This is a genomic window from Micromonospora sediminicola (genome assembly GCF_900089585.1).
GTDB lineage: Bacteria > Actinomycetota > Actinomycetes > Mycobacteriales > Micromonosporaceae > Micromonospora > Micromonospora sediminicola.
The window spans coordinates 2,654,873-2,679,396 of the sequence record NZ_FLRH01000003.1 but is presented as its reverse complement, the minus strand read 5'-3'; the positions used below and the strand labels follow the sequence as shown (position 1 = coordinate 2,679,396).

19 protein-coding genes, 1 tRNA gene and 4 pseudogenes are annotated in these 24,524 nt (G+C 69.9%); 15 read left to right on the top strand and 9 right to left on the bottom strand.

The window, feature by feature from the left end; all coding sequences use genetic code 11:
* Nucleotides 1–58 precede the first annotated feature (58 nt).
* The 4 genes from GA0070622_RS13110 to GA0070622_RS13095 all read left to right on the top strand — a co-directional run bounded on the left by GA0070622_RS13110 (nt 59) and on the right by GA0070622_RS13095 (nt 2,537).
* On the top strand, nt 59–481 hold the full coding sequence (locus GA0070622_RS13110; RefSeq protein WP_141684552.1) for a hypothetical protein: 423 nt from the start codon (nt 59–61) through the stop codon (nt 479–481).
* A gap of 470 nt (nt 482–951) precedes the next feature.
* Nucleotides 952–1,284 carry a hypothetical protein gene (locus tag GA0070622_RS13105; protein ID WP_091573558.1) on the top strand — a complete coding sequence of 111 codons (333 nt, stop codon included), beginning with the start codon at nt 952–954 and terminating at the stop codon, nt 1,282–1,284.
* A gap of 334 nt (nt 1,285–1,618) precedes the next feature.
* Nucleotides 1,619–1,984, top strand: a complete 366-nt coding sequence (locus tag GA0070622_RS13100) for a hypothetical protein (RefSeq protein WP_091573557.1) — start codon at nt 1,619–1,621, stop codon at nt 1,982–1,984.
* A gap of 91 nt (nt 1,985–2,075) precedes the next feature.
* On the top strand, nt 2,076–2,537 hold the full coding sequence (locus tag GA0070622_RS13095) for a DUF4262 domain-containing protein (RefSeq protein WP_091573556.1): 462 nt from the start codon (nt 2,076–2,078) through the stop codon (nt 2,535–2,537).
* 347 nt (nt 2,538–2,884) lie between these two features.
* Here the strand turns inward: GA0070622_RS13095 and GA0070622_RS13090 are convergent, their stop codons facing one another.
* Nucleotides 2,885–3,265 carry a hypothetical protein gene (locus GA0070622_RS13090; RefSeq protein ID WP_141684551.1) on the bottom strand — a complete coding sequence of 127 codons (381 nt, stop codon included), beginning with the start codon at nt 3,263–3,265 and terminating at the stop codon, nt 2,885–2,887.
* A gap of 213 nt (nt 3,266–3,478) precedes the next feature.
* Nucleotides 3,479–4,237, bottom strand: a complete 759-nt coding sequence (locus tag GA0070622_RS13085; protein ID WP_245666208.1) for a hypothetical protein — start codon at nt 4,235–4,237, stop codon at nt 3,479–3,481.
* Between the two features lie 110 nt (nt 4,238–4,347).
* Between GA0070622_RS13085 and GA0070622_RS13080 the strand changes: the two genes are divergently transcribed.
* Nucleotides 4,348–4,614, top strand: coding sequence for a hypothetical protein (locus GA0070622_RS13080; RefSeq protein ID WP_091573553.1), 267 nt, complete (start codon nt 4,348–4,350; stop codon nt 4,612–4,614).
* 3 nt (nt 4,615–4,617) lie between these two features.
* Here GA0070622_RS13080 and GA0070622_RS13075 read toward each other — a convergent pair whose 3' ends face one another.
* The 3 genes from GA0070622_RS13075 to GA0070622_RS13065 are packed head-to-tail and all read right to left on the bottom strand — an operon-like array spanning nt 4,618 to nt 6,827.
* Nucleotides 4,618–5,736: an IS630 family transposase gene (locus GA0070622_RS13075; RefSeq protein ID WP_245666598.1), complete on the bottom strand. Its 1,119-nt coding sequence runs from the start codon at nt 5,734–5,736 to the stop codon at nt 4,618–4,620.
* A gap of 52 nt (nt 5,737–5,788) precedes the next feature.
* Nucleotides 5,789–6,316, bottom strand: coding sequence for a DUF4279 domain-containing protein (locus tag GA0070622_RS13070; protein WP_176710458.1), 528 nt, complete (start codon nt 6,314–6,316; stop codon nt 5,789–5,791).
* Between the two features lie 58 nt (nt 6,317–6,374).
* On the bottom strand, nt 6,375–6,827 hold the full coding sequence (locus tag GA0070622_RS13065; RefSeq protein WP_245666206.1) for a hypothetical protein: 453 nt from the start codon (nt 6,825–6,827) through the stop codon (nt 6,375–6,377).
* Between the two features lie 211 nt (nt 6,828–7,038).
* Here GA0070622_RS13065 and GA0070622_RS13060 point away from each other — a divergent pair, with 211 nt between their 5' ends.
* On the top strand, nt 7,039–7,521 hold the full coding sequence (locus tag GA0070622_RS13060; protein WP_091573549.1) for a hypothetical protein: 483 nt from the start codon (nt 7,039–7,041) through the stop codon (nt 7,519–7,521).
* Between the two features lie 154 nt (nt 7,522–7,675).
* Here the strand turns inward: GA0070622_RS13060 and GA0070622_RS13055 are convergent, their stop codons facing one another.
* Nucleotides 7,676–8,434, bottom strand: a complete 759-nt coding sequence (locus GA0070622_RS13055) for an XRE family transcriptional regulator (protein WP_141684550.1) — start codon at nt 8,432–8,434, stop codon at nt 7,676–7,678.
* A gap of 231 nt (nt 8,435–8,665) precedes the next feature.
* Here GA0070622_RS13055 and GA0070622_RS13050 point away from each other — a divergent pair.
* From GA0070622_RS13050 to GA0070622_RS13025, 6 genes and pseudogenes are all read left to right on the top strand, one after another.
* Nucleotides 8,666–9,313: pseudogene (locus GA0070622_RS13050) on the top strand (transposase); the annotation flags it as partial.
* A gap of 169 nt (nt 9,314–9,482) precedes the next feature.
* Nucleotides 9,483–10,604: a tyrosine-type recombinase/integrase gene (locus tag GA0070622_RS13045; RefSeq protein ID WP_245666204.1), complete on the top strand. Its 1,122-nt coding sequence runs from the start codon at nt 9,483–9,485 to the stop codon at nt 10,602–10,604.
* Complete coding sequence (locus GA0070622_RS13040) at nt 10,604–10,933, top strand: helix-turn-helix domain-containing protein (RefSeq protein WP_176710457.1); 330 nt, start codon at nt 10,604–10,606, stop codon at nt 10,931–10,933. The genes GA0070622_RS13045 and GA0070622_RS13040 overlap by 1 nt, the downstream gene beginning before the upstream one ends.
* Nucleotides 10,930–12,960 (top strand): hypothetical protein, encoded by a 2,031-nt coding sequence (locus tag GA0070622_RS13035; protein WP_091573546.1) that lies wholly within the window; start codon nt 10,930–10,932, stop codon nt 12,958–12,960. The genes GA0070622_RS13040 and GA0070622_RS13035 overlap by 4 nt, the downstream gene beginning before the upstream one ends.
* Nucleotides 12,957–13,472 (top strand): hypothetical protein, encoded by a 516-nt coding sequence (locus tag GA0070622_RS13030; protein ID WP_091573545.1) that lies wholly within the window; start codon nt 12,957–12,959, stop codon nt 13,470–13,472. Before GA0070622_RS13035 ends, GA0070622_RS13030 begins: the two co-directional genes overlap by 4 nt.
* 56 nt (nt 13,473–13,528) lie before the next feature.
* Nucleotides 13,529–14,452, top strand: a pseudogene (locus GA0070622_RS13025) (ISL3 family transposase); the annotation flags it as partial.
* 232 nt (nt 14,453–14,684) lie between these two features.
* Here GA0070622_RS13025 and GA0070622_RS13020 read toward each other — a convergent pair.
* Together GA0070622_RS13020 and GA0070622_RS13015 are read right to left on the bottom strand one after the other, a co-directional pair.
* Nucleotides 14,685–15,659 (bottom strand): DUF2637 domain-containing protein, encoded by a 975-nt coding sequence (locus GA0070622_RS13020; protein WP_425412763.1) that lies wholly within the window; start codon nt 15,657–15,659, stop codon nt 14,685–14,687.
* Entirely contained in the window at nt 15,656–18,622 is a 2,967-nt protein-coding gene (locus GA0070622_RS13015; protein WP_091573544.1) for a BTAD domain-containing putative transcriptional regulator, read from the bottom strand. Before GA0070622_RS13015 ends, GA0070622_RS13020 begins: the two co-directional genes overlap by 4 nt.
* A gap of 343 nt (nt 18,623–18,965) precedes the next feature.
* Between GA0070622_RS13015 and GA0070622_RS13010 the strand changes: the two genes are divergently transcribed.
* Both GA0070622_RS13010 and GA0070622_RS12995 read left to right on the top strand, forming a co-directional pair.
* Nucleotides 18,966–20,134, top strand: a protein-coding gene (locus GA0070622_RS13010; RefSeq protein WP_091568968.1) for an IS3 family transposase whose coding sequence is annotated in 2 segments (ribosomal slippage) — nt 18,966–19,250 and nt 19,253–20,134 — 1,167 coding nt in all. Because the reading frame shifts where the segments join, the coding sequence is not laid out codon by codon here.
* Nucleotides 20,135–20,521: 387 nt separating this feature from the next.
* Nucleotides 20,522–21,814 (top strand): annotated as a pseudogene (locus GA0070622_RS12995) (recombinase family protein); the annotation flags it as partial.
* A 532-nt stretch (nt 21,815–22,346) separates the two neighbouring features.
* Here GA0070622_RS12995 and GA0070622_RS12990 read toward each other — a convergent pair.
* Nucleotides 22,347–22,430: transfer RNA gene (locus GA0070622_RS12990), tRNA-Leu, on the bottom strand.
* A gap of 198 nt (nt 22,431–22,628) precedes the next feature.
* On the opposite strand from GA0070622_RS12990, the pseudogene GA0070622_RS33680 reads away from it, so the two are divergent.
* A pseudogene (locus GA0070622_RS33680) lies at nt 22,629–22,802 on the top strand (hypothetical protein); the annotation flags it as partial.
* Nucleotides 22,803–24,524: the final 1,722 nt, after the last annotated feature.

The window sequence follows — 24,524 nt, the reverse complement described above, 5'->3', positions numbered from 1 at the left end:
CCAGACTGGTCCCCAAAGAAGCTAACCATCAACACCTGCCGATCAATCACGACTGCAGGTGGTGCCCAAAGAACCTGCCCGGGTGGTGCCGGTTCAACCTGCCGGAATCAACCACAGCGACCCGCAGCCGCCGCCCGCAATCGGCGAATCGTTGACGCAGCTCCGCAGACAGATGTGGCAGGCGCTGCGCGAGGCGGTCAGCGAACACGACATCGACATAGACGCGGCCAACCGGGTCATGGAGGTCGTCGACCTGCCGCTGCTGCCCCGCCGCTGGCAGGTCCGCCTCACCCTGACCGTCCTCGCCGAGCTCACGGCCGGCACGAGCGATGACGCCTTCGACGCCGCCGAAGCCGCAATCGAAACCGCCCTCGCCGGCGCCGAAATCGAGGCACGCATCGAGTGGAACGGCAACGAACGCGACAACGCCGACCCGGGCGACCTTGACCCCACCGACCCGTGGCCCGGCTGCCCGCGGTAACCAGCGCATCCCGGTTACCCGGGGAAAGCGGGTCTCCTCTGACTGTGAGGCTGGCCCCGCTCACCACGGTGGGGGTGAGGCGATCACCGCGCGGCTCCCGAGAAAAGTGCGGAAATCCCACACACAGCAGGTTCCGGGGGGTCCGCCGCTACCAGCCGACTTCCAGGCCGGAGACTGCTGCGGGCCACGCATGGTGCGGTGGATCTGCTCGTCGGGCGGCCGCAGGCCGTCCAGCCTCCCGGGACAGGGCGTTGCCGAGCCGTCGGCGCGCTGGGCGCTGGAATGCTTCCTGCCCACTGCGGCCGCTCCCTCCTTGGCTGAAGCTCAGGCTCACCCGCTCGACGACTTGATCTATCGGGAAAGTCGAGCGTCACTCGTGGCTGCCGCCACCCCGGCGGACCCGGCAGCGGCCCACACCGCTGGCCTGGGTGGCGGCCACCCGAGCCGACAATCCGCGAGAGGCAACGCCGATGACGCAGCCGCACCGCCGCCGCATCCCCCGCGACGTCACCGACGTCCTGCTGTGGCTGCTCGCCGCCGACGTCGCGTCTGCCCACCTCCCTGATCCCCACCGGCCGGACCGCTGCGCCAACCTGCGCTGCACCGGCGAGGCCTACCCCTGCCCGCCGGCGCGCGACGCCCGCCGCGCCTGCCACGCGGCCACCCGAGGCGAAGTGCTCGCCCGAGGGCGAGCGAAGATCGCTGCTCCAGCCAGCGCGGCGGCGCGGTTCGCCGGCTGGTTCCGGCCCATCCAGCCGGTCCCACCGCCGCAACGGCCGATGCCGGCGCCGCACGCCGCCTAACAACCCGCGCTGACTCCCCACCCGGCGCCGCAGTCGGTCCTTCCGTCCTACCGGCGACTGACGCCTCACCAAGTCACGGGCGTTGTCCGCGCTTCGGCGCCTCATGCCCTGCGCCCTACCACCGCGGGCTACCGGGGCCTCGGACGCGGATGCCGCAACCACGGGCAACGGCGTCGGCTGCAGGCTGCCAGAACCTATCCGGCTCGCCCGCGGCTAACGCGCTGGTCGCGCCCCCGCGCACCTGCGGTGCAGGTCCGGACCGCCAGCAAGCCTCGCCCCACAGACCAGCCGCTCGAACAGCGCCCCAATGCTTCACAAGGAGAGGAGAAACCCTATGGCACCCGCGATCGACCCGGACGACGCCGATGGCGGCGACCTCAGCGTCGGCGACCCTCAGCTGGGCAAGTCACGGCTGCTATCGCGACAGTGTGACACCTGCGTGTTCGCGCCAGGCAACAAGATGCATCTCACCCCGGGCCGGCTACACGACATTGTCACTGAAGCCCGAACCAGGCAGTCCTTCATCATCTGCCACTCGACGCTTCCGCATTACACGCATCCCGAGGTCAAACCGGCGATCTGCCGCGGCTTCGCCGACCGCTACGACACCCAGGCGTTGCAACTCATCGCACGGCTCTTCGGTTTCGTCGAGGTCGACCCGCCCGAGCAGGGTCCATCCGACTTCAGCACCTCTACCTGAACGAACCACACCAACGAATGCGCGGAGCGGGTGCGGCACGAGCCGCGCGGCTGGCCACCGCTGCCCGCATCCCAATGAAGGAGCGTTCCTCGTGACCGGCATAGATGACTTCCTGTACCGCCAAGGCGAGATCATCGACAGGGTGGGCTGGGCGGTAACTCTCGTCGTCCCCAGCGACGACGACACCGCCGACACCGCACCCTTCGCCTACACCGTCGGGCTCACCGCACATGACTACCCGGAGCTGATCATCGCCGGACTGGACCCGGCTACCTCCCAAGCGCTGCTCAACGACCTCGCGAGCAGGGTCTACGACAAGGCCGAGCATTTCCGTCACGGTCAGCGCATCGGCGACCTCATCGCCGGATACGACGCGGTCATCATCGACGGCGACCCGACCGAGCAGCTGCACCCGGGCGGCGCGATCGGCCGCTACGGCCCCGACCGCGTCCGCCTGCAGCAGGTTGTCTGGCCTGACCGGCACGGCCGCTTCCCCTGGGACACCGCCTACGGGTTTCCCTCCGCCGCGCAGCCGCTGATCGGGCAGCCGTAGGCCTCGGCCCCGTGGGGCCGGATGCGATGTCGCATCCGGCCCCTCGCCGCGAGGTCCTTCGTCGCCGGAGCCGCCTGTCAACGACCGGCGCGAGGAAGAAGATCGGTCCTTCGTCTTTGCGGCGTCTCTTGTCGGCGTACGGGCTGCAGCGCAGAACCGCGTACGCCAGCGAGTACACAACGGCCATCGACATCCGCAAGCTCATCGGCGGGCTGACCGGCCGAGTCGCCGCCAGCACACAGACTTCATCGACTACCCATAGTGACATTTGCCGAGCCCCGGTGGTGTCCGGATCTGCCGAGATAAGTGCACAGATCGCATAACATTCGGCCTGAGCCCGGCGGGCTCTATCGAAGACCGAAGTCGCTTGGAGTCTCGGCCGCTCTGACTCTGAATGCCTTATCCAGATTCTCCTCCGCTGGTCCGAGAAGGTCATAGAACTGACGTTCCCGCGATCCAGCGTATTCGATGTCCGACTCATGGTTCAAGACGTCAGTCAGGAGGTCAGCAAGCTCGGACAGGCGGAAGTATCGCATCGCGTCGATCGCCCGTCTCAAGCGGAAAGGCTCGTTGACCTCCACGGCGAAGCCCAAGCCGCCGCCCATGGCCGAGTTGTAGACACGTAACAGGAAGGAAAGGTGCGCAATCCCTGGCGGTGTTCCTTCAGGGGCTTGACCGTCAGCGCCGTAGTCGGCGGCACGGTTCCAGATGACTGCGAGATCGTCCAACGCGGCCCACCTCCACGTCTCATCCAACGCGTCCGTCATAGTCACCGAATTCCTCTTACTCCCACCGATACAGCGCATGACTCAATCACGCTAGCCCCTTACCCGTCGCACATCCTCTTCTGCCGCCTGTCGTGACGGCTGCGCCCGACCGAACCCCTTGATCAGGCGACCCTACGGGCACGGGTTCGGGTGCGGCTGAATTGGTCGAGCTGGTCAGGGGGATGGGCCAATGAACGCGGGGTCCTCGAAGCCCAGGTCGCGCATCTTCTCGGCGGAGAAGACCACCATGATTTCGTCGCCGGGGATGAAGACGCCCTGCGGGTCGAGCAGCTGCGGGATGGCAGCGACGAACCAGATCGAACCTGCCGCGAAATCCAGGCGCAACGCGACGGGCACGTCGACCGAATGCGCCGGCGCGGCGATGCTGCCGTTCGCCCGCCCGCTCGGCCCGATCTGGAACTGCTCCCAGTGGCAGGCCGTGCTGTGCACCCTTGATCCGAGAAGTGGAGCCCAGCGACTCTGGCCCTCGACATCCGGGCCGACGCGGGCCGGACCGGATTCGCCGAGGACGAGGTGATGTCCGATCGGCTCGTGGAAGACCTCGACGCCATAGGGGTAGAACGTGTCGGTCCAGGTCACGGTCACGGCGCCGAGGTCGGTGCCGAGTTGCACGCCCATGACGGCGTGATGCCAGTCGCCATAGTCCCATGGCGCGCGATCCGGGCCGAAGTTGTGCACGTCCCAGTAGTCGACCGACGTCAGGCGCCGCCCCCGCAGGTCGCGCAACGCGCCCTCGAAACGGCCGCGCAGACCATCGGCCCCGCGCACCTTTCCCACCGACGGATCATCGCTGGTCATACCGGTGACCGCATCGCGTTTAGTTCGATCCTGTATCGCTACGCCGGCCCTCATGGCCGCGTTGAGGGTTCGGAGGTACGGTCGACTGTCGTCGGCTTCGGTGAAGGTGGGCACGACGGGCGTCGCCTGTCAGTAGACGTACTGATCGCAGTCGAGCCACAGGTCTAGGCTAGTGCCTTGACCACGAACGTTCGCGGTGTTGAGCGGACGGTAGCCTCGGCGCGGTGGCGGAGGATGACTTCATGATCGGGCTGAGCCGGGACGAGGCGTTGGTGTTCTCGGACTGGCTTCATCGGATGATGGGCACTGCCGATTTCGACGAGTTGGTCGATCGTGACCGGGCGGTGTGGTCACCGCTGTATCGCATCTCGGGTGCGCTGGAGACCTCGCTGGTGGAGGTGTTCAGGCCGGACTACCCGGTCCGGCTGCAGGAGGCGAGGCAGCGGTTACTGGATGCGCTTGGCGAGGTGGGGCGGCCAACCGGCGCGTGACGCTCAGGCAGCACGTGTGGTCGGCTGTCGCCAGACTTGTTGGCGTTCGCTGCGAATACGGGCGCGCTCGCGGCGTTGGGCGGCCATAACGTCGGGGTGGCGTGCGTTGGCGTTTCGCCAGCGCAGGTAGGCCTGCAGTTTGCGGGTCAGGACGGTGTGATTCGGGTGGTCGGAGCCGGCGATCACGAAGGTCCGCAGCGGGCCGAACTGCGCTTCGATCGGGTTGGCCCAGGACGCATACGTCGGGGTGAAGCACAGTTCGACCTTGTTCCGAGCCGCCCACGCCCGGATCTTGGTGCCCTTGTGCGCGGACAGGTTGTCGAGGACGACGTAGATCGGCGCCCCGTCCGGACGTGCGGCCCGGATCGATTTGAGCGCGGCCAGGGTGTTGGTGGCGCTCTTGCGACGTCTGACCACACCCCAAAGTTGGTCGTCACCGACGCTGTAGCAGCCGTGAAACTGCCGGACCCCATGCAACTTGTGGTAGTTCGCCGGCAGCCGCTGCGGATGCCCTGACGGCGCCCACCCGGCACCGGCCTGCGGACGGATGACCAGTGGCCCGAACTCGTCAAAGGCGAACACCCGCTGCGGGAAATGCGCGGTGACGTACTCGATGCGGGCCAGCTTGACATCCCGATCGGGGTCGGTGGACTCCTTCCACGTCTTCGTCCGCTGGAACGTGATCCTGTGCTGATGCAGGATCTGTCGCAGCCGCTCCCGGCCGATCCGAACTCGGCGGGCGGCATGGCCGGTGAGGTAGTCGGCGAGCTTCCGCACGCTCCAGCGGGTGAACGGCCGCCCCAGTGCTTCCGGGCGGGCGCTGGCCGTCTCGACGATGAACGCTTCGTCATCGTCGCTGATCAGGCGGGGACGGCCACCCGCCCACTGAGGGTCCAGGCTGACCATGCCCATCTCGTTGAACCGGTGAATGACCTGCCGAACCGTGTCCTCATCCGCCTGCACCAGCCGGGCGATCGCCGGCACGGTGTTCCCACCGGCTGAAGCGAGCACGACCATGGCCCGCCGTAATCGGACTGCCGAGCCGGTACCACGACGGGTGATCCTCAGCAGCTGCTGACCCTCCTGGTCGCTGAGCCGCCGGACGCGCACGGGTTCTGCCACCGCCACAGCCTGATGGCCGCGATGCCGTCCGTCAGCCAGGCCGGACGGCGTGTCATCGAACACCGCGAACCTTCGTGGTCAGAGCACTAGCCAGTCGCCGCATCGTCGCCGCGGTGAGGTGGAAAGCGGGAGTCGTCACCCGGATGTCGCCGGCTCTGTCTCGTCCAGAGCGCATCTCGGCCACGACGTTGATCCCCGCCCGGAGTCCCAGCACCTGCTGGGCGTGCGCCAGCCCTTCGGCGTGAGGCTCGATCACATCGAGCAACTCCCTGAGAAGTAGCTCAGTGTCGTACTCATCCCGCTGCGGCACGTCGACGTACCAGCCGCTCGACCTGCGCACGCGCGGCCCCAAGGCTTCGCCGCGCATGTGAACCCGCGTGGGCTCCAGCCCGACCAGCCGCGTTACGTGTGCCGGATCGAAGTCCAACCCATCAGCATCCCCCGCAGGCGCCACCGTCAGGTAGGCGCGTTGAATGCACCTGACCACCGCAGGGCCGGTGACGCCCTGGTCTTCGTCTCTGTCCACGATCCGGAGAGCATACGACCCCTGGAAGGCCTCGAAGATCTGCCTGTCGCTCACTCCTGCAGCGCCGATCGGGACATCCGCACATGCCGCATGGCCAGCGCGGAGGGGCAGCTCAGTCGAACCAGTTGAAGAGCAGGTCACCGAGCCGACTCGGTTGGTGGTAGGCGGCATCCTGGCGTTCCTCTTCGGTAAGAAGATCTAGGTGTCGGTCTTCAAGCGGCTGATTCAGCTCTGCCGCGGTGGCAAGCCGCAGCGCTGCGCGGCGGTAGATCTCCCCACCGGGGACGTCAACGAACACCGCGTCGACCATGTGGGGATCTTGTCGTTCGGCTCCAGCGACCAGGAATGCCGCAGCGTTGAAGAGGATGCTCATGGGCCTGCCATCACGAAGCCGCACTCCGACCCTGTAGTGATTTCGGCCGGTCATCGGCTCCTCGGCCGAGGGGGTGACCACACCGCCGAGTGCCCTGGTGCTGGCGTACACCATGGCCAGCCAGGTGGCACTGGCCGCCTGATCGGGGTGCGGGTTGGTCACTCCCGCCTGGAGCAGTTGGGTGATTTCCACGCAGGGATCATCCGGCATTCTGGCGTAGGAGGCGCATCTCAGGAACGGAGGCCCCCACGCTGTGTTGAGGCCAGCCCTCGTGCGCGCATCTGCCGCCGAGCGAGCGGACGTGCTGCAAGTCGTATCTGGGCCGTCGTTGGGGCTGCCCACCGACTGGAGTGGGCATGCCCCCGGCTGTGCCGCTGACGAGGCGGTGCGCGACGATCAGCCGATGCAGCGTTTCGACAGCGTTGGCGGTGACCTGGTGGTGGGAACCGCTGTCCGGGCGAGGGTCATGAGCCATGAGCGTTGGGGGGTCATGGCCGAGGTCCTCGGACATGAAACGGTGGGCGCGTCGGTGGACGCCGGCTTCATCGACAGCCCGTCGGGCGCTCCTCGGGCACTGCCCGAGGAGTACCCGCCGGTAGGCGAGCAGGTCGACGCGGTCGTCCAAGAGATCAGCCGGTACCACCCGCCCGTCTGGATACGCCTGACGATGCGTGCCGCGGACCTGCGCGAGTTCAGCTGGCCGTGCGGATGCTGCGGCCAGCTCACGATCCTCAGCCCCGGCGGCGACGGCGTTACTGTCGATGTGCGCAGCAGCGAGAAAGCGGGATGTGCGTCGTTCGCCGCGCACCGGTCCTGCCTGGCCGACCGCCTCAACCCGGACTTTAACGGCGACCGGGCACGGGTTATCGCCGTGGGACGCGAGTAACCGCCACCCCCGGCGATCGGGAACCAATCGCCCTGATAGCGGCACCCACCGCAGGATGCACCCTCACAGGCGCACGAGTCGTGTGCACGCACATGCCGCAGACAGCGGCATCGATGTCGAGTTACGTTAGGTTGAGGGCGTCCACAGCGGAGATTCAGGCGTGCCGTATAGCATCGGCCGTTTCAATCACTTGGCTCAACTGCTTACTGCTGAGCAGCCGGGCACTCCAGGCCAGCGCGGCGATCTCCGCGCTCGCTGGGTGTACCCTCGCCTCCTCGACGACCGGCCCGATCCCGGTCAGCGCGACCATGTCGCCGGGCGGATAGCCGAGCAGGTGCGCGAACGCCGTCACGTACTGCGGGGTGATGGTCACCTTGCCTGGGCCCAGCATCGCGACTGTGGAGTCAGAGACGTACGGACCGTCTCCGACAACCTGGAGGATCTGTGCGTTTTGTGGGCGAATGTTGCGGTTGCGCAGCAGGCGCAGCAGTAGCGCTCCAGGGGTGTCCGGGTAGTCGTCGGCCGGCTGGGATCTATCCGGCGGCTGCACCGGCAGGGATCTGACCAGCGCCGCCAGCCGGTCCCGCTGGTCTGCGTCCATCCGGGCGGCGCGTCGGACGACCGAACCCACGTTCCACGGCGACGTTGGCCAGGCCGAGGCCAGGTCATCCGGCACCGGCAGCCCGGCGATGACGAAAAGGTCGGCGGTATGGATACGGAGTGCCGGCGCCAGTTTTCGGACGAGGTCTGGTCCCGGCGCAGCGCTGTTGTCGATGACCGCGGCGAGCTCCTCGCTCGGGACGCCTGCCTCCCGGGTCAGGACGACCCGCATCTGCTCGATCGACGTGTCAAACGTAGGCCGTCGCTGCGACAACAGGCGCCACAACCGCACGCCGAACGGTGAATCTCCCACGACGTGCGACCGTACCGTCCGCTGGTCCACGTTGCTGACGCCTGAAACGGCGAGAACATCCGCTCATGCCGCGATCCGCGCGCTACACAGCGTTACGCCGAGGTGGCCCGTTACCGTCCGGACGTGCCGCGCTCCGGGCGCCAGCTCCCGTGCTGTCGGCTCCGCCTGAAAACTGGCTCTGGCACACATTTTGTGAGTCGCGCTCGTCGGTAGTTCGGGTTGGGTGCCGGGATGGAGATCATTCCGGCGTTGCTGCCGCACCTGACGGGCCTGCGGTTGGACGCGGTGGTGGTCCGGGGCGTCGGGGTCAGGATCGACGCGGCGACACAGACTGTGCAGGCGCGATGTGGCACCTGCAGCACCTGGTCGACCACTGTGCATGGTCGCTATGTGCGGAGGCTGGCCGATGTGAGGTTAGGTGGTCACGAGGTGCTGGTCGCGTTGACGGTCCGCCGATTCACCTGCGTGAACACCGAATGCAGGCGGCGGACCTTCGTTGAGCAGGTTCCTGGCCTGACTCGTCGGCATGCCCGTCACACCGTCGTCGCAGCCGGTGACCTGGAAGCTGTCGCGGTGGCGTTGGGCGGTCGACCGGGCAGCCGGTTGGCGCAGCGGTTGGCGGTGTCGGTGTCCCGCTCGACGCTGATCCGGATGATCCGCCGGATGCCCGACCCGCCGCCGGTGACTCCGACGGTGCTGGGCGTCGACGACTTCGCCCGCCGCCGAGGGCACCGATATGCGACGGTGCTGCTCGACATGCATACCCGCCGGCCGATCGACGTTCTGTCCGACCGCACCGCCGACACCCTCTCCGCGTGGCTTCGCGAGCATCCCGGCGTGCAGATCATCTGCCGGGATCGAGGCGGCAGCTATGCCAACCCTCGGGAATTGCATCAGACGGGCGAAGAAGTCGCTGAAGGCGTGGTGGGGGCGGTAGCTGGAGCCTAACGCACCCCACGGCAGGGCACGGCGTTGACCTGCGTGTTTGGCTTGATGATCCCTTCTGATGCATGATCGTCCCGCTGTCCGGGCGTGTCGGGAGGGTCGGTTGCGGCGGGTCGGCTTGGCGGGTGCGGCGCATCTGGAGCTGGTGTCGGGTGTGATCCGGTTGCGTCCGCAGGACGCGATGGGCGAGGCGATGTTGCGGGGCTGGCGGGCGCAGCAGACCGCGCGGGGGCTGCGGGAGGAGACGATCGCGGAGCGGGAGCGGCTGGTACGCCAGTTCATGGCGTTCACCAACGAGTACCCGTGGCGGTGGACGCCGGCGCACGTGGACGAGTGGTCGATGTCGCTGACGGCGGAGCGGCATTTGGCGCCAGCGACGATCCGCGCCTACCAGGGGACTTTGCGGATCTTCAACGAGTTTCTCTGCGACGGCCGGTATGGCTGGGCGGTCGCATGCGAGCAGGAGTTCGGGCCGGGCGAGCACCCGGTGGCGATCGTGCACGAGTGGAACTCGATCGCCCATCTGCAGTCGTATGAGGGCGATCCGGACGAGCGTCCGTTCAGCCGCGACGAGCTGCAGCGGTTCCTGGACTACGCCGACGACCAGGTCGAGCGCGCGGTCCGCGCGAAGCGCAAGGGCGCCCTGGCGGCCTATCGAGACGCGACGTTGTTCAAGGTGATGTATGGCTGGGGCCTGCGCCGCACCGAGACCTCGAAGCTCGACATCGCGGACTGGGGCCGCAACCCGGCTGCCCCGCAGTTCGGCCGGTACGGATCGCTGCACGTCCGCTACGGCAAGGCCAAACGAGGGCAGCCGCCCCGGCGCCGCAACGTGCTGTCGGTGTTCGGGTGGGCGGTCGAGGCGGTGAGCGACTACGTCGAGAACGTCCGTCCCCGGTTCGGGTTCACCGACCATCCAGCGTTGTGGGTGACCGAACGTGGCGGGCGCATCCAGCCGCCGGAGATCAACGCGAGGTTCGTGTCCTACAGGGAAGCGTTGGGACTGCCGAGAACCCTCTCCCCGCACGCGCTGCGGCACGCGTATGTCACCCACAACACTGAGGACGGGGTGGACCGGCGCTTCATCCAGGTCCAGGTCGGGCACGAGAGCGACAGTTCCACGGCGATCTACACGCATGTGTCCGACGACTTCATGAACACCGCACTGCGCAAGGCACTCGCGCCGGCCCTGGGGCCGGCCCCGTCGGACGGGAAGGACCGCTGATGGCCCCCAAGCTGGACTACCGCTGGCATCTGCGTCGGATCATGGCCGACCGCGGCATGTTCCAGACCACGGACCTGATCAAGCCGCTGGCCGAACGGGACATCACCTTGTCCTCCAGCCAGGTGTTCCGGCTGGTCACCGAGCGGCCCGAGCGGTTGAGCCTGAAGATCCTGATGGCGCTGCTGGACATCCTCGACTGCTCGATGGACGACCTCATCGAGCCGGTCCCGGCGGCCGGTGCCCAGACCCGGCCGAAGAAGGCGGCGGGTGGCACCGACCCGGCCGGCCTGGGCGTGCTGCGGCCGAAGCGGGCCAGGATCACCGAGTGACCAAGAGGATCGACCGATCGCTGCTCGCGCAGCAGGTCGGTCCGCTGCTGGTGCTGCTGGCCGAGCTCGAGCCCGCCCTGGAGACGGAAACAGTCCTTGCCGCGGTCCGCGAGGCGGTTGCGCTGCCTGCCGGGCAGCGCCGGATCGCCGAGGAGGTCGTCGGCCGGCCGGACCTGCTCACCGGCCAGGCCGCCGCCGCGACGTTGCCCGGCGTGCTGCGCCTCGTCGACGCCTTGGTCCGGGCTGGCGCCACCACCGTGGTCGCGCCGCTCTGCCCACGCTGCGGGAAGCAGCGCCCGCTCGGCCGGCCGTTCGACGGGCTGCGGCTCTGCGACGGCTGCACCAGAAAGGCCGTGGCGATGACGTGCGGTCGATGCGGGAAGCTGCGGCCTCCGGCTCGCCGCAACGACAACGGCCACCCGATCTGCCAGGCCTGCTGGTGGCGTGACCCCAGAAGCTGGAAGGCCTGCACGAGCTGCGGCGACCAGCGGCGGGTCGCCGCGATGACCGAGACCGGGCCGGTCTGCACCCGCTGCCGTCCGCGGCCCGAGCTCGTCTGCGGCATCTGCGGACGGACCGGCCGGGGCAGCATCTCCCGTGCTACCGGCCAGCCGATGTGTGACCGCTGCCGCGAACGCTGGGCCGTCTGCTCCCGCTGCGGCGCTGGCGCCTCGGTCAAGGGCGGAACGCTCGACGCGCCGTTGTGCGCCCGCTGCATCAACCCCGACCCGGCATTCTGGACCCGCTGCGGCGTCTGCGGCATCACCTGGCAACTCACCACGACCGAATGCGCCCGCTGCTCCCTCGACCGCCGCCTCCGCCAGATCCTCACCGTCGCCGACGGCACCACCGCAACTCAACTGGACCGGCTGCGCCAAGCCTTCGCCCAGGTCGACCGCCCCGACCACGCATTGGACTGGCTGCACAACCCCGGCGTCCGCGACACCCTGCACACCGTCGCGCTCACACGGCCCACCATCACCCACCAGGCGCTGGACGCGATACCGCCCAGCGGCGCCCTCGCGCACATCCGCTCCATACTCGTCGTCGCCGGCGCACTGCCGCCACGCGACGAGCGCCTGGCCGCCCTGGAACCGTGGATCACCAAGACGATCGCCGCGCGGGAGACCCTCGAGCACCAACGCGTCCTGCACTCCTACGCGGTCTGGCACCACCTGCGGCGGCTGCGCGGCCGCCTCGACGGTCAGCCCGCCTCCCACCAGCAGGTCACCAACATCCGTCGACACGTCGCGGGCGCCGCTGCCTTCCTGGACTGGCTGCACACCCGCGGATCGGCCCTGGCCACCTGCACCCAAGCCGACCTCGACCAGTGGCTGGCCAGCAAACCCGCACCCGCGACCCGATCCACCAACTTCGTGCGATGGGCCACCACCCACCACCACGCACCCCGGCTCACCGCTCCGGCAACCCGCTGGACCGGCCCCGCCGGGCCACTCGACCAGGACCGCCGCTGGGCCGATACGCGACGCCTGCTGCACGACGACACCTACCCGACCACCGACCGGGTCGCCGGACTCCTGATCCTGCTCTACGCCCAGAAACTCAACGTCATCAGCACCCTGACCACCCACCACGTCCAACACGCCGACGGCCAGACCCTGCTCACCCTGGGCAGCCGGCCCGTCGTCCTTCCTGCCCCGTTGGACCGCCTCGTCAACGAACTCGCGGACGCCACCAGCCAGACGCCAGGCGGCAGCCTGATCAACACACCGTCGACCTGGCTGTTTCCCGGAAGATGGCCAGCACGTCCACTCACCGAAGGCGCCCTCGCCCGACGGCTGCACGCGCACGGACTGCAACCACGCCAAGGCCGCAACACCGCGTTGTTCATGCTCGCTGCCGAGGTCCCGGCAGCGATCCTGGCGAAAATGCTCGGTATCCACATCAAGGCCGCCATCCAATGGCAACAGCTCCCCAACGGCGACTGGACCTCCTACGCCGCCGAAGTCAGCGCCCGCTCGTCGTCTCCCGCCAGCCCTGCCTCGAACAACAGGACACCTCAGTGAACTCCGACTCTCTCGACCCGCGCTGGGTCCGCACCTGGGCCGCCGACATCACCACGCACCTGAAATCGGTGCTGGCCGCGTTCGACACCTACTACCCGTTCCCGCCCGGACAGAACGAGGTCATCCCAGCAGGCCCTGACCAGAGCTCTCTCGACGCTCTCCGGGCACAGCCGAGTACTCCGCCGGACCTCATCACCTTCTATCAGGTGATCCACGAAGTGACCATGTCCGACATCGGCAACGGCATCTTCATCCACGCGCCCGACGACGTCATCACTCAACTCGCCGACGGCCCCGTCCTCCTCGAGGGAGACAACACCGGCACCATCTTCGCCAGCAACGGCGGCGGAATCCTCTACGCCATCAGCCCTGACAACACGGTGCGTCGCTCACGCGACGCCTCCACCGACAGCGGATTCGAGCCCGTCGCCCCCGACCTGCGCGGCTTCCTCGGACAAGTCCTCGACGCCGCGGCACAGTTCGCCGCTACTAGAACCCCCGGCGACATCTGACGCATCTCGACCGACGGCAGGTATTCCAACACTTCCAATAGCTGATCTCACCATTAGACGGCGCCCGCAAGGGAGCACCTGACGCGATCCAGGTCGCCGACCGGTGGCACCTGCTGAAGAACCTCAGCGACACCGTCGAGAGGGTCATCCGCGGGCACCGCCGATGCCTCCGCACCCACGCCGAACCACCATCTGCCCTGGCCGCGCTAGCCGACGAACCAGTCGGGGCGGGGCGTCGGGCGGCGAACACCCGTCAACGACACGCGGCCGTGCACGCCCTACGAGCCGAAGGACTCTCGATCAGCGCGACCGCCCGCCGCCTCGACATGAACGTCAGAACCGCCCGCAAGTACGCCCACGCCGCCACCGCCGAGGCGTTGATCGGCCCGAACGCCAGCAGCAGACCCAGCGTCCTCGCCCCGTTCCACCCCTACCTGCGGCAACGCCTCACCGACGGCGTCCACCAGACCGCTGACCTGCACGCCGAGATCCTGGCCCTCGGCTACCAAGGCAGCGTGCGGGTGCTGCGGGACTGGCTCACCACCAACCGCGCCCGGCCTGCCCCGGCGACCGTGGTCCGGGTGCCGTCGGCCCGACGGATCACCGCCTGGATCATGCGACCCGGCCACAAACTCACCGACGACGAACACGCCGATCTCGCCGACGCCCGCCGCCGCTGCCCGGACCTCGACACCATCGCCGGCCTCGCCCGCGGGTTCGCCGCGCTGGTCCGCCACCAAGGCACCGGGCAGCACCTCGACGCCTGGATCAACCGCGCCCGCCACGCCGGATACCCCGAGATCCGCGGCTTCGCCGCCGGCCTGGCCAGCGACCGCGACGCCGTCGTCGCCGGCCTCGCCCAACCTTGGAGCTCAGGTCCGGTCGAGGGCCAGGTCAACCGCATCAAGACCGTCAAGCGACAGATGTATGGCCGGGCGAACCTCGACCTCCTGCGCAAACGCGTCCTGACCAACACGTGAGCCGCCGCCAAGATCAATCACAGAATCTGTGCCAGAGCCAAAGTTCAGCCGGCGTTGACACGTGCACCGACTACTCTCGTGAGTAGGGGAGGTGGGGCCGGCCGCCGTCGCAGCGTCCCGAATGCTTCGCGCCCCGACCTTGCACGTCTGGCGTACCCGATTGCGCACCGGAACCCGTACGCCGACATCTCTTCCCCCGGAGTTCCGTGGGTCGTAGGAGCGGTCGAGGTCGCTAGGTGCAGGCCCCTTCGGTGAGATCACTGGTGTGGTTTGCGTTGGCTGACGGTGGTGTCTGCGGACGTGGCGGCCAGTACCGGCGCACGGTGCGTTCCGAGCGTCCGATACGCGCCGCGATCTCGGCCGGATGCAGGTGGGGCTCCCGCCGGTGCCAGTGGGCAACGGCGGCGGCCGTCTCCGACGGCACCAGCTCGTCGCCGTTCACCGCCGGCTCGCCGTTCGCGGTGCTGGTGGCGGGCGGCTGCTGCGCCCGCGCGTTGGCCGAGGGTGGCTTGGCGACGTCGACCAGGTGGCGCCTCGGCCGGCGCTCACCGTCGCTGGCGTCATGTTGTGGGCGACGCTGCGGCGGGTCAGGGCACGGGACCGGATCGGCTGATGCCCTCGCGCCGGATGACGGGTCTACAGTGCCCCCGTCTCGGCGGCCCGCTGACGCGACGTGCGGCATGCGTGTCGTGGACGCAGGGCTGGGTGTGGCGGCCACAGGAGGCTGGGGGTGCTGTTCGGGTTGTTCCGCGCGGATCCGGGCGGTGAGCTCGACGAGGCTGACGCTGGCGACGATGACGAGGCCGTCAACGGAGATGGGCAGGAGGTAGGCGGCCCCTGCGCCGGCCTCGCCGTAGCGGGCGGCGACCCCGACGAGGTGCCAGTACGACACCCAGGTGGCGATAGCGGCGATAACGCTGGTGGCGGCCATGCGGATGATGCCGAGGGAGCGGCGGTGGTGCGGGACGCGGGAGATCAGCTCGACGGTGAGCAGCAGCGCCAGCGGCGGCCACGCGGCGATGATCTGGCTGATGGGGTTCGGTCGGGCGTGCAGCACGTTCGCGGCGACCGATGCGGCGACTCCGAGGGTGAGGGTTGCCCGTACTGCCCATCGCAGCCGCTTCAGGTGCACCACAGCCACGTCAGTCGCGGCCTCGCTTGTCGAGTTCTCTGCGGCGCGGGTGGTGGGGCTGGTCAGCGGGCTCACGAGCGTGCTCCCTGCGCTGACGCCCGACCTTCTGGGCTGGCGGGGCGCAGCTTGGTGATGAGTTGGTCGGCCAGGGTGAGTGTGTCGTCGCTGGGCTCGGCGTCGATGTCGGCGAGTTGCCGTGTCACGGTTCGGCGTAGGGTCCGCAGGCCGTCGATGTCGCCGAGGTGCGCGCGGGCGCGCATGGCCACCTGGTACAGCTGCTCGGCGTAGGGGTGCTGGCCGATGGCGGCGTCGACGACGGCTAGCTGCTCGGCTGGTTGGCCGTCGAGTTCCTCGGTGAGGGCGACGGCCGCGTCGAGGGCTTGTTGGCGCACGGCTTCCCGGTGGGGCTCGAGCCACTCGTAGTCGCAGCCGTCGGCGAGTGGTGCGCGGTAGGTGTCGACGGCGCGGCGCAGCGCTGCAACCCGTTCGGCTTTGCTGGTGGCGGTGTTGGCGGCGCGGAGGGCGGCGCGCATCCGCCACAGGTCCACGTCGAGGCGGTCGGGGTTGAGTTCGTAGCGGTGGTGGGGGTGGGTGAGGTAGGTGCCGGGTCCGCCGTGGTGGCGCAGGGCGCTGCGTAGGTCGGAGACGTAGGTGTGCAGCCGGTGGGTGGCTTTGCTTGCGGGTGCGTCGGGCAGCAGGTCGTCGAGGATGGCCTCGGTGGTGGCGGTGCCGTCGCGTGCGGCCAGGTATACGAGCAGTTCGAGGGATTTGGCGCGCAGGCTGCGCTGGGGGTCCGCGTGGGTGAGGGCGGGAGTGCCGAGCACGGTGATCGCGACCGTGGTGACGGTGCCGGTTTCGGGGGCTGGTGGGGTGGAGCTGGTCGCCGACGTGCTGGTGGCGAGAGGCTGGTCGAGGGCGTCAGCGTGGCCGGTGTCGAGCGCCTGGATTTCGTGGTGAGCGGCGTGTAGGGGGGTGTCGGCCGGCGTCGTTGCTGGCTGATGTTGGTCTGCGAGGGGTGTTCGCGGGTCGGGCTGTGCGCCTGTGCCATGTGCGGTGGGTGTGGGCTCGGCGGGGGCCGGGGAGGGGGCCTCGCCGGTGTGGGCCTCGGCCAGCACGGTGAGCAGATCGAGGGTTTCGGTGGGTTCGAGGACGGTGAGCCGGCCGATGTCGGCGCGGTGGGAGGCGTGGTCGCCGTCGGCGGGGGTGGTGGTGCCGTCTTCGTTGACGGTGACGGTGGTGCCGTCGGACCAGGGGCCGAGGAGCACGCCGTGGATGTCCAGGTGCTGCCCTTGGGTGAGCAGGGCGGCGACGCGGGGGCGCTCGCGCCGGTCTGGGGGGTGGGTGAGGAGCATGACCGGTGGGAGGGGCTCTTCGTAGGCGTCCGCGCGTAGGTCGGCGACGGTGGCGGTCTCGTGCTGGTCGATCAGTCGGGTGCGGTGCAGCGCCAGGGCTTCGAGGAGGTTCAGCGCGTCGTCGAGGGTGGGGGTGATCCTGAGCCGGGGTGTGCGGGGCAGGGTGCCTGTGGTGGCGCCGAGTAGGGTCGCCGCAGTCGCGGCCGTCATCACGGCGTGGGTGCGCGCCTGGGGATGTTCGTCGGTGTCGGTGGCGAGGGCGGCGGTGAGGAAGCCTCGGGCGGCGGCGTCTGCGCCGGGTCCGGTCAGGCCCAGTCCGGCGGGCGGCCATACCGTCAGCGGCGCAGGCGCCGGCATGACCGGGCCGAAACTGTGGGTGCTGGTCAGCGCGGTGGTGGCGGGTGAGGCGGTGGCCGACGGATCGCGTGACGTCACTTGTTGACTGGTCGAACTGGTGTTGCTCAGGGAGCTGGTGCCGTCCGGATCGCCGGCTGCGTCGTCCGCCGGCTCGTTGTCTTGGCCCGTTTCTCCCGCCATGGCGGCGGTATGGCGCAGCGCGCGGCGGATCTGCCCAATCAGCCGGGGCAAGGGGGCGAGAGTTTGCTTCTCCCAGCGCGGCGTGGTGGAGGGCTTGCCCGCGGTGTAGCGGCGCTGCCGGTGCGCCCAGACGAGGGCGGCGGCGGTGGTGATGGCCAGGGCGAGGCCGAGGCTTATCCAGCTGCCGCTGGGCAGCGCCACGCCGCGGTCGGGGCTGGTGGGGCGGGGTCCACGGTCCGCGGTCGGTTCGGAGGTAGGCGTGCTCGTGGTGTTGTCTGTGCTGGCGCAGGTGCTGGCGGTGGTGGGTGTCGGCGCGTGGCTCGGCTCGATTGTGGGAGTGGTTGCCGTGGGTGGGGCCGGGTGCGGTGTCGAGGGCGGCGGGGCGGTTGTCGGGGCGGGGGCCGGGGTGGCGAGGTCCGGCTCATCCGGGGCCGTCGGTGGTGATTCGGGGCGGGGCCGGTGTGTGGTCGGTGGGGTGGCGTCGTCGGGCAGGGTGAGGGTCCAGCCGGGGTAGATAACGTTTGGGTTGCGCAGGATTCCGCCGGTATGGATGAAGTGGATGCCGCGGTTGAGGGCGAAGATTTCGGGCCAGCGGTCGGCGTCGCCGAGCCGCTCAGCGGCGATCTTGGAGAGGGTGTCCCCCCGCCTGACGGTGTGAGTGGAGGTACGGTCAGCCGGCATCAGAATCAGCTGTTGGCTGCTGCTCACAGGGCGGGTCGCTGGGGCGGTGGTCGAAGCTTGCGGAGGCTGCGCGTCGCTGTCGTGCGCGGTTCCGGTTGCGGGGGCGGAGTGGGCGGGGGTGCCCGCGGTGGCGGTGGTGACGGCGGTGGCGCCGAGCAGCGCGGCGGTGAGGCCCTGGACCGGGCCGGGTAGATGGAGGGCGGGCAGCCAGCGCAGGCGGCGTGCCAGCGTCGTGTAGGCGCGGGTCAGGACGGTGGTTGCCAGGAGCAGCCACAGCATCACGGCGCCTGCTCCGGCCAGGAGGATGACGAAGTCGGTCGTCAACGGTTGGTGAATCCATTGCCGGAGCGCCGCTGGCGACGGTAGCCGAGGTTGCCACACACCGCTTGCGACGAGGATCGCGGCAACGACAAGAGTGCACATGATGGACGTGGCGGCGGCCGCGGCGTTCGCTGCTCTCGACTTCACCTGACCTCCTCGCGTCGCAGACTGCCAGGCCGCCGCTAGGTCGGATGCGGCGGCGAGCGCGCCGCGAACGAGGGCTGCGGATGGCGGTGGTCTGGGAATGATTTGACGCTATGGCCGTGGTAATGGCGGTGCACCGGTGCGACGGCTGACAACGCCTTACACAACCTCACACGCCCTTACAGCCGCAGCTCACCGAGTCACGGCTCCTGCAAACGGTCGCGCCGCAGTGGGCGGCACGCGCTACCGCGCCGGGGCTGTCTCGCTAACGGTGCTTCGGGTCTGCTGCACCGATAGGTGACATCTGAGATGGCTTGCCCTGCGGGCAGGCTGGAAGGATGTCGCTGTGCCCAAGCCCTACCCCAGAGAGTTCCGCGATGACGTCGTGCGTGTCGCTCGCGACCGCGAGCCAGGCGTGACCGTCGAGCAGATCGCCAAGGACTTCGGGGTCCACCCGATGACGCTGTTCAAGTGGCTGCGCCAGGCCGACATCGACGCTGGCGTCATGCCGGGGACGGCCAGCGATGAGTCGGCCGAGCTACGCGAGGCGCGCAAGCGGATCCGGTTGTTGGAGCAGGAGAACGAGGTCCTGCGCCGGGCCGCTGCCTACCTGTCGCAGGCGCATCTGCCGGGAAAAGGCTCTACCCGCTCGTGAGCGAGCTGGCCGCCGACGGGATCCCCGTGGCGGTGACGTGCCGGGTATTGAACATCGCTCGCCAGCCCTACTACCGGTGGCTGGCCCGACCGGTCACCATCGCCGACCTGGTGGCGGCGTACCGGGCCAACGCGTTGTTCGACGCCCACCGCGACGATCCGGAGTTCGGCTACCGGTTCCTGGTCGACGAGGCCCGCGACGCCGGGCAGCCGATGGCCGACCGCACCGCGTGGCGGATCTGCTCCGGCAACGGCTGGTGGAGCGCCTTCGGCAAGCGCAAGCGTCGGGGTAAGGGCGGCAAGGTCGGCCCGCCGGTGCACGACGACCTGGTCCGGCGGAATTTCACCGCCGACGGCCCGAACCGGCTGTGGCTGGCCGACATCACCGAGCACCACACCGCCGAGGGCAAGCTCTACCTGTGCGCGATCAAGGACGTCTGGTCCCACCGCATCGTCGGCTACTCCATCGACTCGCGGATGAAGTCCCGCCTGGCCGTCGCCGCACTGGACAACGCCGCAGCCAGACGCGGTGACCTGGCCGGCTGCATCCTGCACACCGACCGCGGATCCCAATTCCGTTCCAGGAAATTCGTCCGAGCCCTCCACCGCCACCGGATGGCCGGATCGATGGGCCGTGTCGGCGCCGCCGGCGACAACGCCGCCATGGAATCCTTCTTCGGCCTCCTGCAGAACAACGTCCTCAACCGACGATCATGGACCACCCGCCAGCAACTACGGATCGCGATCGTGACCTGGATCGAACGGACCTACCACCGCCGCCGACGCCAACGGTCACTGTCCCGATTGACCCCCGTTGAATTCGAGACCATCATGCACCCACCGGCCAGTCAGGCCGCGTGACTACGCCTGTCACCTGCCGGTGCAGCAGACCCCTTCTTCATGCCCGCCGGAGCAACCGGCACCGACCAACCCGAAGGACATCTCCCATGACAACCCACCCATCTGCCACGGCCCGAGTCACCAGCGCTACGAGCTACAGCGCCACGATCCCGCCCATCCTCGCGGCCGATGCTGGCCTCGACCTCCAGTCCGCCCCCTCTCACCGCGAGCTGACGGAGGCCAAGGAGCGGACGGCGCAGGCCCACCGCAGCGTGTGCCGGCCGGGGCGACCGCCGGACGGAGGCGCATGACGCTGCCGCCCGACCACCAGTCTGAACATCACCAAGAGCCGGATTCGGCCGCGCCGGCCGACGAGGGACTTGACCAGACGAGCGAAGACGATCGTTCATGGACGGTCGAGACCGTCGACAGCAGTGCACCGCCCAGCGTCGCCAGCGTGGTAGTACCCGAGCAGCCACCCGAGTTGAACCCCGGCGCCGCTGCCGCCCTGCTGAAGCTCCTCAGACACGTGAACGACCGCCGCACCGAAAACTCGAACCAGGAGAACCGATGAACGCCCCTCCACCGAAACCCTTCGCCTTCTACGGCCGCGTGTCGACCGAGGACAACCAGGACCCCGAATCGTCCCGAAGTTGGCAACTCACCCGGGCAACCACACTCATTCAGCCTCACGGTGGACGCATCGTCACGGAGTACTTCGACGTCGGCCAGAGCCGCTCCCTCCCCTGGCAGCGACGAGTCCAGGCGAGCCTCCTTCTCGCGGCGCTGCGCGATCCTCGGCGGGGGTTCTCCGCCGTCGTGGTCGGTGAACCTCACCGCGCCTTCTACGGCAACCAGTTCGGCCTCACGGTGCCGCTGTTCGCTCACTACGGCGTCGAACTGTGGGTGCCCGAGATCGGCGGCCCAATCGACCCCGACAACGAGGCCCACGAACTGGTCATGTCCGTCTTCGGCGGCATGAGCAAAGGCGAACGCAACCGCATCAAGCTGCGCGTCCGCACCGCCATGGCCGCCCAGACCCTGCTCGAGGGCCGCTACCTCGGCGGTCGCCCGCCCTACGGCTACACACTGCGCGACCTCGGACCCCACCCCAACCCGGCCAAGGCCGCCGACGGCAAACACCTCAAGGGCCTCATCCCCGACGAGCAGACCGCGCCCGTCGTCCGTCGGATCTTCACCGAGTTCATCACCGGTATCGGCCTGTTCGCCATCGCCGAGGGACTCACCGCCAATCACGTGCCCTGCCCATCAGCCCACGACCGCGCCCGCAACCGCCACCGCAGCGGCATCGCCTGGTCCAAAAGCGCCGTCCGCGTCATACTCACCAACCCCCGCTACACCGGCCGGCAGGTCTGGAACAAGCAACGCACCGACGAAGTGCTGCTCGACGTCGACGACGTGGCCATGGGCCACACCGGCGTCATGCGCTGGAACCCCCGCGACAAGTGGGTGGTCTCCAAGGACATCACCCACGAACCACTCATCGACGACGCGACCTTCGAAGAGGCCCAAGCCATCCTGCACCGGCGGGGCCAGGGAACCGGTGGACAACACGTCCGGCAGCGCACCCGCAACCCGTACGCCTTCCGGGGCCTCATCTACTGCGCCGCCTGCGACCGTCGCATGCAGGGCCAGTACAACCACGGCGACGCCTACTACCGCTGCCGCTTCCCGCAGGAGTACGCACTCGCCAACCAGGTCCCCCACCCCCGCAACGTGTACCTACGCGAGGACGCACTCACCGAACCACTCGACGCCTGGCTGGCCTCCGCCTTCGCGCCCCACCGCATCGCACAGACGATCACCGCGATGGCCGACGCCCAACCCCTGAACCATCCGCCTACAACGGGCACCGCAGCCCAAGCGATCATCACCGAGTGCGACGCCAAGCTGGAGCGCTACCGCGCCGCCCTCGACGCCGGCGCCGACCCGGCCGTGGTCACCGGCTGGATCGCCCAAGCCCAGGCCGAACGCACCCGCGCGGAAGCCGAACTACGCGCCATCGCGGGTGCCACTCCGCGCCGGCTGAGCCGAGCAGAGATCGCGGCTCTGGTGACCGCGCTCGGCGACATCACCACCGTGCTCCGTCACGCCGACCCCGCCGACAAGGCCGAGGTCTACCGGCAACTCGGACTCCGGCTGAACTACCAGCCGGAACACAAACGGTGCGCGCTGAAGTGGATCTCAGCGCGCACCGTGGGGCAATGGTTTGTGTCCGAGGGGGGACTTGAACCCCCACGCCCTATACGGGCACTAGCACCTCAAGCTAGCGCGTCTGCCATTCCGCCACCCGGACCTGCACGTACAGCCTACCCGGTCGGCCGAGGTGATCTTCTCACCGGATCAGCCGGCCGTCGGGCCGCACGGGGGATTACTGTACACGGCCCGGAACGATCATGCACATCACCGCTGACGCCCCACGTTTCCCCAGGTCAAGGCCGTCCACTGGCGGGCGGGTAGCGCGCGACGGACGATTCCGGGCAGCATTGCTCACGTGTCCCACCCCTCCCCGTTGACCGCCGCTCAACACCAGGCCCTCGCACTGCGCGCGGCGGGCGACCTGACCGGCGCCCGCCGGCTGCTCGCCGACGCGATCACCGCGGCCCGACCGGCGTACGGCGAGGACCACCAGGACGTCCTGGCCACCGGCCACCTGCTGGCCCGGCTGCACCGGGAGGCCGACGACCCGGCCGCCGCCCGACGGACGCTCGAGGAGGCGTACGCGGCCGGTGAGCGTCGCCGCGGCGACGCCGACCCGCTGATGCTCGCGCTCAGCTTCGACCTGGCCGCGGTGGCGGAGGAGCTGGGCAACCGGCACGAGGCCCGCCGCAACTACAGCCGCGTCGCCACCGCCGGGCCCGCCGTGCTCGGTCCGGACCACCCGGCGGTACGCGCGGCCCGGCACTACCTCGGCGGCTCCGCCGCCGCTCCCGCCGGCTACGGCCCCCCTCCCGGCGGCTCCGCCGCCGCTGCCGGCCCGCGCCCCGATCCGGCGCTGTCCGGGCCCACCGTGTCGCTACCGGCGGTCACGCCGTCGTACCCTCCCCCGCCGGTCCCGCCGCGACCCACTCCCCCGGTGCCGCCCGCACCACGCGTACCGGGTGCAGAGTGGGCCCCGCAGCCGACGCCCCGGGCGCCGCGGCCGACGCCCGCGCCCGATCCGGCGGCGCCTCCCTCGCCGCGCCCGGGAGCCCCTGCTCGCGCCCACGGCACGCTGCCGCCCTCGCCGGCGATCCCGATCTCATCGCCTCCGCTCGCACCGGCCGCGCCGGACCGTACGTCGAGTCCGTGGGCTCCTCCGCCCGTGCCGCCGACCACCGGCCTTCCGACGCCGCCCGAGGAGGCGACCACGCGGTTCGCCGCGCCGCCCGAGGAAGCCACCACCCGGTTCCCCGCGCCACCCGCCGCCGGTCCGGGCCGCCCGGCGGCCTTCGACACCGCGCCGCGGCCGACGGTCGGGCCACCGGCACCCGCCGTCCCGCCGGCGCCACCGCTGACCGGACCGCCGGTCCCCGGTGTCACGCCGGTGCCCCCGACCGTCCCTCCCGCTGTCGGTGCACCGCCGCCGGGACACCCACGGGTCGTTCCGCCCGCGCCCTCGCTGCCGGGGCCGCCGGCCGCACCGGCCACCTGGCAGACGACGTCGGCGGCCGGCCCGGCGCCGGCCAACGCCCCGCACGGGTCCGCGCCGCGCGGCCCGGTGCATCCCGTCTCGGTACCGCCCGTGCCACCGGCGCCGGTCACCTCGACCTCCGCCCTGCCACCGGCCCCGGTCATCCCACCACCGTCGCCCGCTGTCACCGCGGCGCCACCGGCGCCGATCTCCAGCCCGCCGGCCCCTGGAACACTCCCGCCGCCGGCGGCCGTCGTCCCGCAGAGGCCGACCTCGGGTCCGCCGACACACGTCGTCCTCCCGCCACCGCCGGCCGTCATCTCGGTGCCGCCGGCGCCGAGCGCGGTCCCGCCGGCCCCGACCTCGGGCCCGCCGGCGCACGGCGTCCTTCCGCCGCCACCGGCCGTGCCCGCCGCCCCGCCGGTCTCCGCTCCTCCGGCCCCGGGGCGACCGGTCCCCGCCCCCACCTCTGGCCCACCCGCCCCGGCGGCGCAGTTCCCCGGGGCCGCCTCGACACCTCCGGTCCCGGCGGCGCCCGCCCCGCCGTCGCGCACCACGGCGGCACCGGCGACCGCTGCCGGACCCGCACCCGTCGGGGCGACACCGATCTCCGCACCACCGGCTCCGACGGCGCCGGACTCCACGCCCCGCCCGGCAGTTCCCTCGCCGCCGCCAGCGCCGCCAGCGCCGGGAGTGCCGGCGCCCGGTGCCGGCGAACGCACGCCAGGACGCCCGGACCCGAACCCACCGGGCCGGCCGGAAGCCGGCACGACGCCG

Coding starts and splice junctions, on each gene's coding strand:
- GA0070622_RS13040 (WP_176710457.1), top strand. CDS start 10,604: ATGGCCCCCAAGCTGGACTACCGCTGGCATCTGCGTCGGATCATGGCC.
- GA0070622_RS13060 (WP_091573549.1), top strand. CDS start 7,039: ATGCAGCGTTTCGACAGCGTTGGCGGTGACCTGGTGGTGGGAACCGCT.
- GA0070622_RS13105 (WP_091573558.1), top strand. CDS start 952: ATGACGCAGCCGCACCGCCGCCGCATCCCCCGCGACGTCACCGACGTC.
- GA0070622_RS13100 (WP_091573557.1), top strand. CDS start 1,619: ATGGCACCCGCGATCGACCCGGACGACGCCGATGGCGGCGACCTCAGC.